Here is a 16,624-nt window from a genome sequence, read left to right on the forward strand (position 1 = left end):
AAAAGTCCACCATTAACTATGGCGGACCCTATCTTTTTACCATGTATTATTCTATTACAATTCCTAAGTTGCTTCCATTACTATTTCATAACACTTTCAAGTTCAGCAAACGGTATTTCGAACATTGGTATACCGGCTGCATAAGGTGCAATTTCATAAAGACCAAAGAAAACAACCAGAGAATCATCCGTCAAGTAGAAGTGTTGGTCTGGGGCAATGGTTTCAAAACCATCATACGGCGACCAGTTTTCCTCACCTGCTTCAACAGCCGCCTCACGAATATCCTGAATTTGACTCTCAATTTTTTCGTTGATCACAGCAACATAGTCCGCATCAGCCTTGAAGAGGTCTTTGAGTTCCACACGTTCTTGTGTTTCAAGATCAAATGTATAAACAAGGTCGTAATGGGTGCCATGGGCGCCACCTGTGTATGAATAATATGTGATATAGATGCTAATGTACCTTGAATCATTTCTTTTCACATCAAACTGAACATTGTGAATATCTGGCGGGAAGACAAATCCGTCACTTTTATTTGATTCATGCACGGCTTTGGCATCGTCTTCGATGACCTTCTGATTCATGACGATTTGTTTATCCATCAAATCCGCGAGTTCTTTTGCGAAGGCAGGATTTTTTTCACTTTCAAAAACAGGAATTTCTCCTGCAAATGTGTAGTAGGGTGTGGACACAACATGTTGCTTTGACCCAATGCTTATAACATCACTTCCACTCACAAGAAAGTCTTCCTGAGTCATGTTAAGAAGTTCCAGGGGCACTTTTACGGTTTGTACACCGGCGTCCTCAACCTTCCATTTGGGCAGGGTGAAAACCAAGTCCTTCTGAGTGATATAGTAATGGTCAAATACCATTTCCCTAGATGTAATATCAATAGGATCTAATGTTAATTTTTCAATTTCCTCATTTACAACAGTCCAAAACTGATCTGTCTTGGGGAGATTCTCGTAAGTCAAGGAGAGCCCCGCAGACTTTTGGAGTGTCACAGCAGTCATCCACTCATTTTCATTGACTTCAGGCAAAATACTAACCTGTAGGTCATCTTCATAAAGGATTTCAAAATCTCCCGTCAAGCTTCTTGGCTCAAAAGCCTCTTCGCGTCCTGCCCAGTAATCTGCATCGGTCATCATTCGGTTGATTTCATCCCTAAATGGCTTTTGAAGGACGCGCGTGCCATCCCTATCCACTTGATTATTTCGCTTAACCACAGGTAAGGTCAGGTCTATTGTCAATTTATCTGAAGAATATGTATATGCTTCTCTATCAATAATAAACGTCTCTTCTGCATTTGACGCATTTTCTACAGGCGCTTCAACCGGTGTTGTTTCCAGCTCCGTTTCTTTTTTTACATCTGCATTGCTGCATCCTGCCACCAGCATAATGGCTGTTAGCATAATTCCGATTTTTCTAATGTGTCTTTTATTCATTGTTGCCTCCGATCTTCATCGAAAACATCGTAACAAATCAGTCCATCAAAGTCTTTTCAAATCGGTGACAATGAAGTTACACATTAATGACACCACCATAAAGAAAACCAGCGGATTCGTATAGATCTCGTTCACTATCTTCCACCACAGTCATGAGGAAATACCTGTTTTCTTTCCTCACCATTTCCATCATGGCCTGGCTTATGCATTTAAAGGCACTTTGGGCCTTAAAGTCTTCATCTACAAAGAGAGCAAGCATATTATAATCTTCAACATCCTTGTTTTTTTCCATAAGGGCGCCTCCCACAGCATGGCCCTTAAATCTTATTTCCCAAGCTTCCATAGGGCATAAAGGCCTTATAACACCACATGCTTTATGACTGCCCTGACGCCACTTTGTCCAGTCGTCATCCTCTTTAAGAATGACCACCTCATAGTCTGGATGAGGCTCCTGTCTATTAATGTCTAGGAAGTACTCAACACAAAGGGGGTTTTGCCCCTGGAACAGTGGATGGCCATAGGTCTTTTCAAAGTCCTTAAGGACCTCTTTAGCACCATCTTTCATTTCTTTGGGATGGCCAGAAATGATGCCAAACCATTCACAATCACCATATTTTACATACCCACACTTTTTCGCCAAGCCGTGTGACTTCTCGTTTCCATCTACAATTTGCAGGTAGGGCACTTGTCCCCGCTTTAGAATTTTTTGTGTCAAGTCCCTCGACACAACCTCAGCAAGCCCTTTTCGACGATACTCTTCTCTTGTGTACATAATGCCCATGGAATTGTCTTCATGAACCAAAACCCAGCATACAGGCTCATCGTCAACATATACCGCTGATGATGGTCTAAACTCTATATCTTTTCGTATGGCGTGAATAGAATTGTCATTCCTGTACTCATAAAACTTATCGACCGTTTCTGCATCCTCTATACGCAGTGATCTTACGTCATAGTCCCCCTCCACCAAATCTATGCTCTCTTCCTTAAATGTATAAATTGAGCATTTATTGCGCCAATGCTCTGTCTTTCTTGCCTTAATCCGCTCTGCAATTTTAACGTCTACACCCGCAAATCCATAGAAACCTTCAGCCATATGATCTCTTAAAACAGCATCAATAAAGGCTTCTGACTCTGTATATAAGAAGTGCATATATCCACTTTTAACAAGAACGCCACTTGGATTATTCGGATCGTCTGTAAATATGGGATACTCTGAACCATTTTCGATTTTTCCAATAATGTTTAAGTTTATGATTTCATCTTGCTTTAAATAATCTATCAGGGTGTCTGACTTTTCTACTTGGATAAGTTTCATTGGTCCTGCCTCCGTTAAAATAATTTTAATGTTGTTGATATTCTATCATAAACTGACTTTTCTGTCTTTACAGCAAATAACTTTCTTTACTTTCGCCAGTCTATTATACTATTTTTTTAGCGAAACGTTTCCTAAATGCTCTGAAGACTGTTTATTTTCGTAAATCAGTGATATATTAACAGTATAAGGTTTAGTTATGAAACTGCATAAGGACATGTTCCGCATAAGCCAGTCCTTAAATAGCTTTAAGCACTGGCTTATACGGAACAAAATGCATTCATTGCAATTTTAAGGTATTAGGCGTCCGACTGAGTCGGCGACAAAGGAGGCCTCGTTATGAGAGCAGAATTTATTAAAATCGAAGATATTGAGAAGTTTGTAAATTTCGTTACAACGCTAAATGGTAAAGTTTTTCTGAAGTCTGGTGAAATCAAGGTAAATGCCAAGTCAATCATCGGCTCAATGTATATTGTTAAAGAGCATCCAAACAACATTATCGTTGAAGTTGAAGATCCAGCTGAAGGTGAAAAGGTTCTTGAATTCTTAATGCAGGGATCATTCCTTAAAAACGAATAAAGGCAAGCCATTAGACAAATATGTCTGACACAAAAGCCCTAAAAGCGATTATATCTCGCTTTTAGGGCTTTATTTTTTACACGCTTAATCTTGCCATTTGCAAACCTCTACGGACTGACCATCAGTGCATAAACTTTTTAAACTTATTAATGAGCTGATTTATACGGTCTGACTGGTCCTCTGAAAAGACCCTATCCAACTTATCTTTCTCATCCACTTCAACGTGCATGGTCAAGCTTGCATCCAGTAAATCTGTGGTGAGTTTTGTAATATGATCAAGGGGAATAAAATCTTTTACAACACCATAATTGCTGTGAACATTTTTATACTTATGGTTGTCTTCCTTAATCAAAATCAACTCATTGCCTGTCAAAACCACAGCATGCGTGTGTTCTGGCAGTGCTTTCATAAACTTTCCATTCGCCTCCTGAATCTTAGGCTGATAAATAATATTGACTATTTTTTCTCCCGGAAGAAGGGACTGTTTCGTATAGTTTAAAAACTTAAGATCCATTTGCTTGAGATCAGAAAGTCGCTCTCCATTTTGATCTTCAACCATGGATCTGTCAGGAGAAATACGCGCCCTAATTTTTTCAATAATTGGATCGAATAGATCATCCCGCACAGTGTTATAACTTATTGTGGACTGTCGATACTGGCCATCAACCATACCATGAATCGTCATCCAGGAACTCAAGAGCATACGACCTATTTCAACATAGAGTATGTTTTTAAAGGGGTAAAAAACCTCCTTGACTTCCGATTTAACATCTTCAAAGTACATAATGCCATCCTCTACCATTGAGAAAACCTTTGGGCGTTTCCCTTCTGCATCCCACTTTGTTGGTGGAATGAAAATAGAATACGGCCACTGGGCACCAAATTTTTCATCTAGGCGTTCACAAAAGCTGTCAGGTATTTGGTCGGGTCGTTTCACTTGAATAGGCCACTGACTCATGGTATTTTGACTCTGAATCTTATAATCCTTCTTCATCGAGAGTCCTCCTTTCCATAAAGCCTCATGCAGTTTTTGAAACAATCATACTTCTACACCTACTATATACCCCAATTTTCTGATCTTATAGGATGATCCATCAACCCTTTGAACCTGTTTTATTCTAGGTTTGAGTAGAGCTTTCCTCTAACCACTCAAATGCCTCCACCTCGATACTATGCACGGCATCAAAGTTTTCATTAGGGCCAAGCAAGACAATGCCCCTCTTATCACTTAAAGGCCCCTCATCCACTAAGTTGTCCGTCACACCATACCAGGGTTCAATACAAACAAATGGAGCGCCCGGTGACCAAATACCCATAAAGGGAAAACCACCATAGGTCACTTTTACAGATGTTTTTGTAGATGGGTCAAGCACCCTTATCCAAGTTGATTCTAAGTTTTCAAAAACAAGGGCATCATTTTTAAAGCTTTCAGACTTTATTTTCAGTTTTCGATCTTTCAGGGATATATCAAGTGTTTCTCCATTTAAGAGACCTTTTTCCACATCAAGACACAGACATTCCAGAGCTTCTTCCTTTTCAAATTCAAGCTCTACATGTCCGCCAAACAAATCACAGTTAAAGGCTGGGTGGGCCCCTATGGAAAACGGCATTTCTCCTGTACCTTCATTGACCACTTCATAGCCAATATTTAAGCGGTTTTCCTCTAAAGTGTATGTAATGCGCAGGCCAAAGTCATAAGGGTAGACTTCTTTGGTTTTTTCTGATGCCTTCAGAACCATGACCAAGCTCTCTTCTTTGACACCCTCGCAAGTAAACATCATATCTCTTGCGAAACCATGGCGTCCCATGTCAAGACCCCTTTTAGGGTTTAGTGTCCCCACCACTGGGAATAGAACGGGGGCATGACGCTTCCAGTAGGCTGGATCGCCTTGCCAAATATACTCCTTGCCATCTTCTTTTCTCACCAGGGAGCATAGCTCTGCCCCCTGTGCTTTCACTGCAACTTTAATAAATGCGTTTTCTATCGTATACATTCATAGGCCTCCAACAAGTGGTCTTCTTTATTTAATGGTCTGTTTTTCTTTCGAATATTGTAAAGGATTGCTTCTTTAAAAAATCGAATGATTGCAGGGGCTTAAAGCCTGCACTTTCCATTGATTCCAGTATAATATTTTCTTCAATATGATGTTTAAAAAGTGAGATAAAACTAAACCCACCCGTTGGCTTGTAATCAAGAATGGCTATGCGCCCTGTCGGCTTTAACTTATTGCCAAGGGCCAGGAAAAACAAGGTGGGATTGTCCAAATGATGAAAAACATTCCGAGCAAAAATAAGGTCACAGCTTTCGTCTGGTATGTCAGGCACACCGCCTCTTGTACGAACGGTTTCCACATTGGACTTTTGGAGTAGATTCAAATAGTTGTCCATGTATTCCAGCATGTCATCATTGGTTTCAACCGCATACACACGGCCCTTGTCCCCAACTTCCTCACTCAGTCGTATGGAGAAATAGCCGCCACCGGCACCTAAATCCATGACGGTCTCGCCTTCTTCAATTTTAAGGGCATCAAGAACCTTGTCCGGTTGACTGTCATAACCCTGTGCCTTTCTATTCATGCCTTCAGCTTTGGCATTAAACATACACTCACCTCGGTCTCAAATTTTCTTCTTTTACAGACTCATAAAACTTATGTGTTTGCTCAGCCATTTTCAGAAGGGTCCGAGCAGTCGTTTCAATATCTTCTTGTCCAACAGTTGAAAGAATGACGTCAAGCAGCTTGGCCTTTTCTTCAGATAGGATCTTATGCAGGTCACGTCCTTCCGCTGTTAGCTTGAGTATTTTATGTTTACCCTCTTTCTCCTTGTATACCAAACCTCTTTTTTCAAGTTCTCGCACATACTTTGTTGTGTTCTTCAGGTCAATATCATATATTCTGGAAATGTCTGATACCGTGTGTCCCTCATATCTATAAATTTTGCCCAAAACACTTTGCATTGAGTTGGGAAGTTTCCACCCATCTTTCACATAGTAAGATATATTATTCATATCTTGAATCACACTGGCCATGCGGTCAAATATATCATAGACCACCACATGCTCATCTTTAACAATATGATCATCATGCTCCATCAAAGGGCCACCTCCTCATGTGTCATCGACACCTTTGAATTTCCGCTATTTAAATTTTACACTTTTTATAGGCATCCATTCAAGAAATCATGATAGGTAGGTGGAAAGAATGAAAAAATGGTGGAAAAAGGCATGTGTTTATCAAGTCTATCCAACAAGTTTTAATGATACAAGCGGATCAGGATCTGGAGATATAGCCGGTATCACTGAAAAGCTCGACTATTTAGAGAACCTAGGCATCAATGTTATTTGGCTCAGCCCGGTCTACAAGTCACCTATGGCTGATAATGGCTATGACATATCTGACTACTACGATATAAATCCCATGTTTGGCACTATGGAAGACATGGATCGTCTAATAGAAGAAGCAAAGAAGAGAAACATCAAAATCATCATGGATCTGGTTGTCAACCATACATCCGATCAGCACGAGTGGTTTCAAAGCGCCCTGGCTGATGTGAATAGCCCCTATAGAGACTATTACGTTTGGCGTGAAAACACGGGCGACCTTCCCAATGACATGGAATCCATTTTCGGCGGACCCGCATGGACCCTTGATGAGAACAGCAATGAATATTACATGCACCTGTTCGCAAAGGAACAACCTGACCTAAACTGGGAAAATGAGAACTTAAGAAAAGACGTTTATAAAATGATGAACTGGTGGTTAAACAAGGGTATTGCCGGTTTTAGAATGGACGTTATAGACCTGATTGGCAAGGTGCCTGATGAAAAAATTACAGACAATGGCCCCATGCTTCATACCCACTTAAAAGAAATGAATCAAGCCACTTATAAGGGCAGTGATGTTCTAACCGTGGGCGAATGCTGGGGGGCCACAGTGGACTCTGCCCAGGCGTTTTCAAACCCAGATGGGTCTGAACTCTCAATGGTCTTTCAGTTCCACCACATTATGTTGAGATGGAAGGACGGCAACAAGTGGGACACCATCCCCCTTGATCTTGATGCCTTTAAATCTGTTATCGAAAAATGGCAAACAGGCCTCCACAACAGAGGCTGGAATTCTCTATTTCTTGGCAACCACGACCTGCCAAGAAGTGTTTCTTACTGGGGCAACGACACAAAATACCGAGTGGAGTCTGCTAAAATGCTGGCCACCCTCCTTCATGGGCTCCAAGGAACGCCTTATATATTCCAGGGTGAGGAAATTGGCATGACCAATATTGGTTTTGATGCCTTGGAAGACTACCGGGACATTGAGTCACTGAACCATTATGAAATAGCGACAAAGGCAGGGGTCAGCCACGAAGATGCCATTGAGAGTCTGAAAAAAATTGGCCGAGACAATGCCCGTACACCTATGCAGTGGAATGACCATGAAAACGCTGGCTTTACAGAGGGGCAACCCTGGATCAAGGTCAACCCCAACCATAAGGACATTAATGTAGAAGCCGCCCTTAAAAATGAAAACTCAATTTTTTACCATTATAAGAATTTGATTGCCCTTCGTAAGGCATATGATGTTATAACTGACGGCACATTCGAGTTTATTCACAAAGATGCAAAGGATATTTTTGCATACAAGCGTGAAAATGGCCTTGAAAGACTCTACTGTATCAACAATTTCAGCGAAGAGCCAACCACGCTTTCACTTGATTTTGATCCACTCTCTCTTGAAAGGCTAAGCCACAATTATGAAATCATTGACCACAAACAAGGGGCACTTACACTTAAGCCCTATGAGTCTATTATGCTCTTAAAAAAGCTGTAAAAATCTATAAGGCCCTGGCTCTATGCTATGCATATAAGCCAGGGCCTTATTTATCACTTATTTCTTCACTTATTTCCACCGCTTCAAGGTTGGCAGGAAGTTCCCTAACATTTCTGTGGCTTTTTCCTCTGTGAACCCCTGAGCTTTCATGTGGGGCACACAAACAGTGATCATGTCATCCAGGCTGATGTTCTCTTGAGTAAACTTGCCGTCTGCATAACAGTACTTACAATAGTCACTGTTTTTCTCTCCACTGGCTTCCTGTCCAAATAGAGCGTCATCAGTCATTGGCATTCCACAACTTTGGCAGTATTTTTCATTGGCTTGAGTCATTTCTATTCCTCCTCGATTTAAAAAAACTTGAGTTTTACCATCACTTCACCTGCTTGTAATGGCCTTTAATATTTTGAGGCGCCTCTTTATATTTACAGTATACTGCCCTAAATACGACAACAGTATGTCATAAATAAGTGGAAATGATTTTTTCTGCCTTGGCCTTGATGATTTTTCCTATATGATCTGGTTCAAGCACTTCAACTTTATCCCCGAAACTAAGGATCATGCCATACACCCATTCATCTTCTGGATAGGTCACTTCAACTATGTAAAACCCCTGGCTGTCTTTTCGAATCAGTTCAAATCCAAAAAAATCACTGGCCTGACCGAGAGCCGATGGGTGAAAACGTAAGATCAATTTTATTTGGGGTCTTGTGTCTATTTCATATGTATCATTCAGGTTTGGAATATCTCTTTCATGTTGTCTTTCATAGACAGTGTCCAGAACCTTGAGGTCTGTAATTCGGCCGATCTTGAAAACGCGGTAGTCTTCACGAACAAGGCAGTAGCCAAAGAGATACCACTGATTTGATTTAAGAATGAGTTTTATGGGTTCAACACTTCGTCGGGTAATTTCCCCTTTCACATTCGCGTAAGAAAAGCCGATAATACGCTTTTGTTCTGTCGCTGATCGCAGGAGACTCAGTTTGTCACTTAAGGCCTCTTGTCCCCCCCACCCACTCAGGTCAATTTGCACAATTCCAGACTCAATTTTATCCCAAGCCTTGGGTCGCACATGGTCCATATACTCAAATTTTGATATAAGTCGCCTGATGTTCTCATCGGTATAAGTGGACTCTATGCCCCTTAATAGGGTTCGCAGAATTTCAAGTTCTTGACTCGTTAGGAAATTTCTGTCCATCTTAAATGTATCAAGCAGTTCATAGCCCCCTTGTCTTCCCTGCCAAGCAAAAACAGGAAAGCCTGCTGCACTGAGGGCATCCACATCTCTTTGGATTGTTCGAACTGACACTTCAAAATGTCTTGCAAGTTCTTTGGCTGTGGCCCTTTTCCGATTCAGCAAATACATAACAATGGCCAAAAGTCTTTCCAGTCTCATGGGGTCACCTTCTTTTTCATAAAACAGACCTTATGGGGCAAGTTCTTAAATGACTTTATTTTCTGGATGGTGTATCCATTTCTCTCATAGAAGGCAATCAGGGCCTGATCTTCAGCAATACAGCCCAGTTTCAAGATATAAGGCTCTGTCGCCTTTTTCCGATTGACCTTCTTAATATGCTTCTCGACATATTGGACAAGTCCTGCACCAATTTTGTGCCCTTGAAATTCTGGAAGGACAGCCAACCGTGAGACTGTCCATTCCTCTGCTTTGGCCTGCTTTATTCCAATGGTCGCTATAACCGCCTTGTGACCATCAATCTGGCCGTGTATGCAAAACAAAATAAGCCCTTTATGCATTTCCGACTTCAATTTTCCAAAGTCAAGAAACGCCCCATTGTTTGGGGCGTTCTCTTGGCTTAATTTATAGCGTCTTGCCACTGGGGCAAAGGCCATTTTTATAGGTTTTACACAGGCTTTTATATCCTCGTCCGTCTTAACTTCAACCACTTCAAAAGACAACATTCTGCCAGATCACCTTCTTGTTCTTTTAACGAAAATTAGTAAAAAGACTGTTCTCGTTTTTAGTGAAGCATTTATATACACTCTATCTTTCAAGCACCAAAGGGGCTAAAAAACTTAGTAACTGTCTAGAACTTCAAATGGATTCTTCTTGTCAGGTCCGTAAGACGGGTCCAAATACAAGTCAATAATGCTTCCCTCTGTGTCGTAGATTACATTTACATCTGTGCTCGCTGTCAGACCCACTTCACTAACAATGGTGTATGTGTTCAAGCTCAGTTTTGACTCGTTTTTTACATACTTGTAAACAGGCACATAAACATCCAGCTTTTCATTGAGCTTATAAAGAGGTTGTCCTATAAAGGCCTCCTTTAAAGAGGATTCAAAGTCTGATGCTGTTTCCGCACTAAATTCTAGGCTCTCTGCCGATGGTTGATTTTCAAGCATGCCTCCATAATTGTAAAACACATAATCATGATCAACTCTATCCGTGTTTATCGAACCCGCAAACTCATCAAGTTTTGCTCCAACAACTGTGCCTTCTTCTTCATACACATATAAGGCTGTTGCATCTTCTGCACTGCCTGTGTAAACAAGTATATTCCTTTCAGACTTGAAGTCCCCATCTACTTTTTTCATGAAACCAATTCGGGTCGGCTGACTCTCCCTATAGGACTCAAAGTCCGTGTCAAAGCCCGTCATTTCAGCCAAGTCTTCATCACTTAACTGTTCTAGGGTTGTCACATCTTTTTCTTGGTCCTGGTCTTGTGATCCATCTTCAGTTACTGGTGCATCTCCATCTGGTGAAGGGGCCTTGTCTGTCTGACTGCCACATCCACCAAGGGCAATCATGGCCACTGCTACAGTTGTAATTATAAATCCTTTAAATAATCTATTCATTTTGACTCTCCTTAATCTATCCATGTCTTTCTTCATGAACGAGTCTAACATAAGATTATTACACCTTCGTCTCAAAACGGTAATAATTCGGTTTCAATTAGATGACAGTGTCTGACAAAAGACTTCAAACCAGTCCGATTCTATATATGGTCTATGGTCTAAACCATACATCCAAGATACGAAGGCCTCTGCCAAGACTTCTTCAGGATGGTGCCCCATAAAACCATAAGCCCCAAAACGGTTTTTAAATTCTTTTACCGCCTCGACCTCTTGTATGACGCCTTGTCTCTGATTTGGATGAAGGGTATATAACTTAAAGGCAATGCGATCGGATATATCTTGGGCCTGAAAGTCAGAATGCCCCTCCCTTAGAAAAATAATCGGAATCGTCCAATTTACATTCTCCCTGTCCTTGTCAACAAGGGCCCATGTGGTATCCAGAGCATCTGGATTAACAAGTATTCTCTTAGAAATCTCATGGGCTTTCCAGTCTATTTGAACTTTTTCATAGCCTAGAAGTTCATAGAGTCTCTTTCGTAGGGGCTCATTAAATCGACTCAGCACATGAAAAACCTCATGAGCCAGGAGTTTTTCCAGGGCTAAATCATCATATGTTTCAAGTTTATTCACGGGAAGAATTATGGAATTTTCTCTTGTGTAAGCACTTCTCCATTCATCCAGACCCGTTGTTTTAATGATGAATATACTTTTGAGTGTATCTGCAACTATGGCACTCTTTAATTTATCCAGCTTGTGGTTTAAGGCCCCTATGATTTTACAAAGCCTTTCTTCTTCCTCAGCCTCCCAGGGAAGAACCTGCTTGGCCAAGAAGGTTCGAAATCTGTCTATATCCTTCGCCTTACCATCCGTTTTGACCTTATACTCCCAGTTTTTCAAGGCCATCAAATAACCATCTTCACTCGTAAGTGTCAAAATCCCTTGTCGGTGTGTTGCCAACGCAATTTTCATAGGAACCTCCAATGAACTGTCCATATAGATAAGCCTCAATTATTAACATTATACGCCTCTTGGCACAGAAATGAACCTAAATTCCCATGGGAAAATGCTTGATTTCTTACCGTTAGGGTAAATATTATATAGGAGATGCGAGGAGGTGATTTTATGAATAAAAAAGTTCTTCTCGACGAAATCATTAACCTTAAAGAAAGACGGGCTGTCCTTGAAGCCGAATGTGGCACAACAAGACACAATATGAACTGTTTTTCTCGAAAAGAGTTACATCAAATGGATGAAGACACACAAAAAATGAATGCCTGCATAGCGCTCGATATTGTCAACTCAATGATTGACAAAGACGAATCCCTATTCAGGCAAGAATAATATTACTTATAATGAGCCCACCCTATCCAATCCAGGGGGCTTTTTTTGTTCCTGTTTCATAGATCTCTGCTTGCTTGGTCATAGCCCTTAATCATTTCTACCGATTAAGTCTCTTCGTCCAAATCCTCTGGAAGCTCAGCGACGTATTGGCGGTTGCCAGACTTCATTGTTTCCCAGTCATGTTCAACATTTTTTCTCATTTTTGCAAGAAGGGTCAAGACCATCATCCGCTCATCATCTGAGAAATTTCTCAGGGCGCTTTCCGCAGCCTTGTCTTCTACATTTCTCAGCACATCATATGCTTGTCGAGCCCGTGGCGTTGGGAAGAGTTTGTATGACCTTTTATCTTTTTCAGAACGTTCCTTTCGCATATACCCTTGCTTAATCAGCTTGCCCACTGCTTTTGCTGTCGTGCTCCTGTCAACTTTGAGCATATTTGAAAGCGTCTCTTGATTGATACCCGGATATTCACACACGCGAACCACATATAGAAACTGACCTTTTTCCAGGCTAAAGCGTCTATATTCAGCATCCGCTATTGTGTTGACACATCTTGCTATCATTCCAACTTCTCTTAAAACTCTAAAATCCATTTGTCCTCCCCCGATAAACATACCCTTGAACTTTCAAGTACATTCTATCAGTTTGAGTCTGGAAATGAAATAAATTTTTATAGATTGTCGTCTTTTACCTTGATCCCTTCTACCACACCCTCTTCATCATAGTTCTTTAGAATGTGGTCTCCTTCTTCAAGACCAGCTAAGACTTCAATATACCTTGTGGACTCGTAGCCTGTTCCTATGGCCTGTAGACCGACTTTACCATCTCGTATCACCCAGACACCATCGCCTGAATCTATCGGAAAAACTGAAGACTTCGGAATGACTAGGGCATTTTTCACCTTATAGGCTATAAACCTCACATCCACATCTGATCCCGCTATAAGGTCAACTGGACTTTCATCACTTGGAACGAGGGTCACCAAAACCCGTCTTTCTTTTAAACCCAGAGCTGATATTGTTTCTTGGGCCACAGGATCAATGCCTGTGATTGTCCCTTGAATAACTTTCTCAATACCCTTTCTTGTCTGAATGATCTCTGCCGATTGACCTTTTTTAAGATCAACAACATCTTCTGCCAAAACCATAGATTCAATTTTCAGAGCCTTATCATTGATTATTTTCGCCACAGGCGTCATGGCCATAATGGCTTGTCCCGCTTTCACATCTAACCCTGTGACCACACCATCTGTTTTGGCCCGAAGGACACTCTTGTCAATCTGGTCTTTAATCAGTTCCAGTTCCGCTTGCAACTGAATAAGCTGTCCATCATAGAAGGTTTGACGCCCCTGTCCCACTTCATTTTGAGCTTGTAGCCCTTGCAATCGTGACACTTCCATTTGGTACTGGTCCTGACCAGCCTCATAGGTTTGCTTTGCATTCTCATAGGCCTGTAAGCTGATGGCTCCTGACTCATAAAGAGCCTTTGACCTTTGAAAGTCCGCTTGCAACTGGTCTTTATTTGACTCAGCAATACTAAGAACATGTTTTTGAGCCTGGATATCTGGGGCTTTGACCCTTTCTTTTTCTGAGGCCTCCTGTCCCTTCAAGCTGACAATTTGACCTTCAACAGCTTCTTTTTTGATTTCAAGCTGCTTTGTATCAAGGGCTAGAATAATATCACCCACCAAAACGTCATCACCATTTTCAACGTGAACATCCGCCACAATGCCCCCAACTTCTGCCACAAGAGGGCGTTCATCTTCAGCAAAGACAATCCCATCCTCGCGAAAGGAATCTGTAAAATCCTGCCCTTCCACCTGAATCGTTTCAACAGCAATGGCTTTGTTTAAACTAAATCCAACAACCAATAATCCTATTATAATAAGGGCAACCATTCCTAATATCTTCTTTTTATTCATCTTCATCGCCTCGCTATTCTTTTATACTCAATGACTCAACAAGCTTGATCTTTTCCACTTTCTTTCCCAGTCTCCACTGTGCAAGTATTATAGATGCCAGTGTCAGCACTGCGGCCGTAAGAAAGGATAAAAGTGAAACCTTTGTCGGCATGGTATAGACATCATTTGCCATCATGGAAGACATGCCTTCTACCATTAGTTTTAAGACTGGCATACCTAAAAGGAAGGCCAAAACTGCTGTATACCATTGTTCCAGGTATAAAACCCGCTTCACTTCCTTATAACTCAGCCCGATAACAAGCATGGATGCAAGCTCTCGTTTTCTTTCCGAGAGGGCAATCATGGAAGATGCATAGACAATTGAAAATCCACATAGGACACCAATAACAACAAACATGCCCAGCATTGAACCCATCATTTCCATCATTTCAGAATACTTGTCCATTAACTCTTGGGACCCATTCACGCCAAAGACCATACTGGATTCATTATAGCGGTCCCGAACTTCATGCACCCCTTCAAGGTCTGTCTTACCAATGACAGATGTGGCAAACTGGGGCTGGTCAAGCAGGTGACTCAGTGTGCCTTGATCCATGTACGCATTCAATCCCAGGTACTGAGGAATAATTTTCATAACTTTGACTGGCACGGTGTCCTTTGGACGACGGGCATAGGAACTCTTAAGCAATATATCCTGACCAACACTTACATGAAGTTTGTCTGCAAGCTGTTGAGACAAAATAACGCCGTCTTTTGACAAGGTCTGTTGACGCCCCGCCTTGTCATAGAGTTTATAAAGCCTGCTGTCCTCTTGTATGCCAAGAAGGCTCACTTCTTTTTTGTAGCCTGTGTGATAGAAAACAGCCGGCACCTCCATAAGAGGTTCTGCATATTCCACCTTGGCCGTCTGCATGATCTCAGCCACGGCCTCTTGCTGTTTTACTGGTCTTTCCAGGTCAACTTTCATGTCATAAACCATAACTGTTTCAAACTGGTCGTAGATCATAATATCCATATTTTCCTTTAAGGCATATGGGAGCCCCAAAATGGCGTAGGTTAGGACAATGCCTATGAACACAAAACCTGTACGCCCTTTGTTTCTAAACATATTTCGAATGGCTATGCGACTGATCATGGTCAGTCTCTTCCATAAAAAATGCATCTGTTCTATGACACCTTCCTTGGCTGAGGCTGGGGCTGGAGGTCGCATGGCTTCAGCTGGCTCTATTTCCAGTATCTTTCTAACCCCTTGGTAGCCCGCAAACATGGAAAAGGCCACCGCCAAAATAAGGCTCAAAAGCCCATATTTCAAGGAGAAGTCCGGCATTATAAGAGGCATATTGAACATGGTTTGGTACATTTTGGTGAAGGGAATGACAAGGACATTTCCAAGTATGGACCCTATCACACCCGCTAGACCACCGATCACAAGGGCATATCCTATATAGTGGAATAGTATCTGGAAATCCGTCAGGCCAAAAGCCTTAAAAACCCCAATTTGTCCCCGTTGTTTCTCCACCAGTCGCTTAAGCATAATCACCATAATCATTGCGGCCACACCCATAAAGACCACAGGCATGGCTAGGGCCATTCCCTTCATGCCGTCAATCTCTGACTTTAGAAGCAAGTTGCTTTTTTGGTCCTTCCTAGCCCGAATATCTAAAAGGCCATAAGACTCTATTTTTTCTCTTAAAGCATGCTCAGCATCTTTGTATGTGTAATTTTTCTCAACCATAAAGCTGATGTCGTTGACAGACTGACCTGCCCTAAGAATAGATTTCATGGTGTCGTAAGGGACGAATGCAACACCAAATTTTTCAGGATCTGGGTATAGGTCTTGGTCAGTTCGAAGGGCATAAATATATTCCGGTGAACGCCCACTTCCTGAAACGCTTAAATCGACCACTTGGCCCTGAACCGCTAGAGAAATCTTATCGCCTTGATGCCTTTGGGTTGCATTATAATATTTGCTGTCGAGAATCATTTCATTCTGACCACGCCCAGGCAGCTGCCCCGACTGGAGCTGGAACTGATTGAGATCATCCTGAGCGCTTGGCTTGAAACTGATGAGCCGTAAATAGGCATTTGAACTGTCTCCACCCTCTATAATGCGAACATCTTTTACAAGACGCCCTTGGACTTTTCTTATTTCATCTAAACCTTCTATGGCTTTAAGTTCTGATATTGGCATGCCTTTCACACTGGCAAAGCCATCAGCAAAGTTCATATTGTCATAATAGATCTCCCTTGACTGACTAAAGTTGTCATAGCCAATGGAAAATAGGTTAAATGTCATGAGCCCTATAACCATAATGGTCACACAGGCCATATATGTGCCCTTTTGATTCCAAATATCTCGCATCATCTTTCTAAATAACATTTG

At 41.6% G+C, this 16,624-nt stretch carries 17 protein-coding genes; 3 read left to right on the forward strand and 14 right to left on the reverse strand.

From position 1 onward, the window contains the following. Positions 1-80 precede the first annotated feature (80 nt). Together ACQ4KW_RS20090 and ACQ4KW_RS20095 are read right to left on the reverse strand one after the other, a co-directional pair. Positions 81-1,445 (reverse strand): DUF3298 and DUF4163 domain-containing protein, encoded by a 1,365-nt coding sequence (locus tag ACQ4KW_RS20090; protein ID WP_430884215.1) that lies wholly within the window; start codon positions 1,443-1,445, stop codon positions 81-83. A gap of 76 nt (positions 1,446-1,521) precedes the next feature. Then, the gene (locus ACQ4KW_RS20095; protein ID WP_430884216.1) at positions 1,522-2,763 is read right to left on the reverse strand and encodes a GNAT family N-acetyltransferase; all 1,242 of its coding nucleotides are present in this window, start codon (positions 2,761-2,763) and stop codon (positions 1,522-1,524) included. Between the two features lie 336 nt (positions 2,764-3,099). Between ACQ4KW_RS20095 and ACQ4KW_RS20100 the strand changes: the two genes are divergently transcribed. After that, entirely contained in the window at positions 3,100-3,339 is a 240-nt protein-coding gene (locus ACQ4KW_RS20100; protein WP_430884217.1) for a hypothetical protein, read from the forward strand. A gap of 121 nt (positions 3,340-3,460) precedes the next feature. Here the strand turns inward: ACQ4KW_RS20100 and ACQ4KW_RS20105 are convergent, their stop codons facing one another. The 4 genes from ACQ4KW_RS20105 to ACQ4KW_RS20120 form a co-directional block, all read right to left on the reverse strand. Continuing rightward, positions 3,461-4,333 (reverse strand): hypothetical protein, encoded by an 873-nt coding sequence (locus tag ACQ4KW_RS20105; RefSeq protein WP_430884218.1) that lies wholly within the window; start codon positions 4,331-4,333, stop codon positions 3,461-3,463. Between the two features lie 124 nt (positions 4,334-4,457). Continuing rightward, a complete protein-coding gene (locus ACQ4KW_RS20110; RefSeq protein ID WP_430884219.1) occupies positions 4,458-5,333 on the reverse strand; it encodes an aldose 1-epimerase family protein in 876 nt (291 codons plus the stop codon). A gap of 31 nt (positions 5,334-5,364) precedes the next feature. Further along, complete coding sequence (locus ACQ4KW_RS20115) at positions 5,365-5,940, reverse strand: class I SAM-dependent methyltransferase (RefSeq protein WP_430884220.1); 576 nt, start codon at positions 5,938-5,940, stop codon at positions 5,365-5,367. Positions 5,941-5,944: 4 nt separating this feature from the next. After that, positions 5,945-6,430 (reverse strand): MarR family winged helix-turn-helix transcriptional regulator, encoded by a 486-nt coding sequence (locus ACQ4KW_RS20120; protein WP_430884221.1) that lies wholly within the window; start codon positions 6,428-6,430, stop codon positions 5,945-5,947. Positions 6,431-6,539: 109 nt separating this feature from the next. Here ACQ4KW_RS20120 and ACQ4KW_RS20125 point away from each other — a divergent pair, with 109 nt between their 5' ends. After that, positions 6,540-8,162 (forward strand): alpha,alpha-phosphotrehalase, encoded by a 1,623-nt coding sequence (locus tag ACQ4KW_RS20125; RefSeq protein ID WP_430884222.1) that lies wholly within the window; start codon positions 6,540-6,542, stop codon positions 8,160-8,162. A 69-nt stretch (positions 8,163-8,231) separates the two neighbouring features. Here the strand turns inward: ACQ4KW_RS20125 and ACQ4KW_RS20130 are convergent, their stop codons facing one another. The 5 genes from ACQ4KW_RS20130 to ACQ4KW_RS20150 all read right to left on the reverse strand — a co-directional run bounded on the left by ACQ4KW_RS20130 (position 8,232) and on the right by ACQ4KW_RS20150 (position 11,948). Continuing rightward, positions 8,232-8,495, reverse strand: coding sequence for a zinc ribbon domain-containing protein (locus ACQ4KW_RS20130; RefSeq protein WP_430884223.1), 264 nt, complete (start codon positions 8,493-8,495; stop codon positions 8,232-8,234). A gap of 127 nt (positions 8,496-8,622) precedes the next feature. Beyond that, entirely contained in the window at positions 8,623-9,558 is a 936-nt protein-coding gene (locus ACQ4KW_RS20135; protein ID WP_430884224.1) for a helix-turn-helix transcriptional regulator, read from the reverse strand. Next, complete coding sequence (locus ACQ4KW_RS20140) at positions 9,555-10,082, reverse strand: GNAT family N-acetyltransferase (RefSeq protein WP_430884225.1); 528 nt, start codon at positions 10,080-10,082, stop codon at positions 9,555-9,557. The genes ACQ4KW_RS20135 and ACQ4KW_RS20140 overlap by 4 nt, the downstream gene beginning before the upstream one ends. 114 nt (positions 10,083-10,196) lie before the next feature. Then, positions 10,197-10,979, reverse strand: a complete 783-nt coding sequence (locus ACQ4KW_RS20145; RefSeq protein ID WP_430884226.1) for a hypothetical protein — start codon at positions 10,977-10,979, stop codon at positions 10,197-10,199. Positions 10,980-11,072: 93 nt separating this feature from the next. Next, positions 11,073-11,948 (reverse strand): hypothetical protein, encoded by an 876-nt coding sequence (locus ACQ4KW_RS20150; RefSeq protein WP_430884227.1) that lies wholly within the window; start codon positions 11,946-11,948, stop codon positions 11,073-11,075. A 153-nt stretch (positions 11,949-12,101) separates the two neighbouring features. Here ACQ4KW_RS20150 and ACQ4KW_RS20155 point away from each other — a divergent pair, with 153 nt between their 5' ends. Continuing rightward, a complete protein-coding gene (locus ACQ4KW_RS20155) occupies positions 12,102-12,320 on the forward strand; it encodes a hypothetical protein (RefSeq protein ID WP_430884228.1) in 219 nt (72 codons plus the stop codon). A gap of 104 nt (positions 12,321-12,424) precedes the next feature. Here ACQ4KW_RS20155 and ACQ4KW_RS20160 read toward each other — a convergent pair whose 3' ends face one another. The 3 genes from ACQ4KW_RS20160 to ACQ4KW_RS20170 all read right to left on the reverse strand — a co-directional run bounded on the left by ACQ4KW_RS20160 (position 12,425) and on the right by ACQ4KW_RS20170 (position 16,621). Beyond that, positions 12,425-12,913 carry a MarR family winged helix-turn-helix transcriptional regulator gene (locus tag ACQ4KW_RS20160; protein WP_430884229.1) on the reverse strand — a complete coding sequence of 163 codons (489 nt, stop codon included), beginning with the start codon at positions 12,911-12,913 and terminating at the stop codon, positions 12,425-12,427. A 77-nt stretch (positions 12,914-12,990) separates the two neighbouring features. Then, positions 12,991-14,241 carry an HlyD family secretion protein gene (locus ACQ4KW_RS20165; protein ID WP_430884230.1) on the reverse strand — a complete coding sequence of 417 codons (1,251 nt, stop codon included), beginning with the start codon at positions 14,239-14,241 and terminating at the stop codon, positions 12,991-12,993. A 13-nt stretch (positions 14,242-14,254) separates the two neighbouring features. Beyond that, on the reverse strand, positions 14,255-16,621 hold the full coding sequence (locus tag ACQ4KW_RS20170; RefSeq protein ID WP_430884231.1) for an ABC transporter permease: 2,367 nt from the start codon (positions 16,619-16,621) through the stop codon (positions 14,255-14,257). Positions 16,622-16,624 lie beyond the last annotated feature (3 nt).

The sequence above is a fragment of the Tianxiuia mixotrophica genome, assembly GCF_050596425.1.
In the GTDB taxonomy this organism is placed as follows: domain Bacteria; phylum Bacillota; class Clostridia; order Peptostreptococcales; family Acidaminobacteraceae.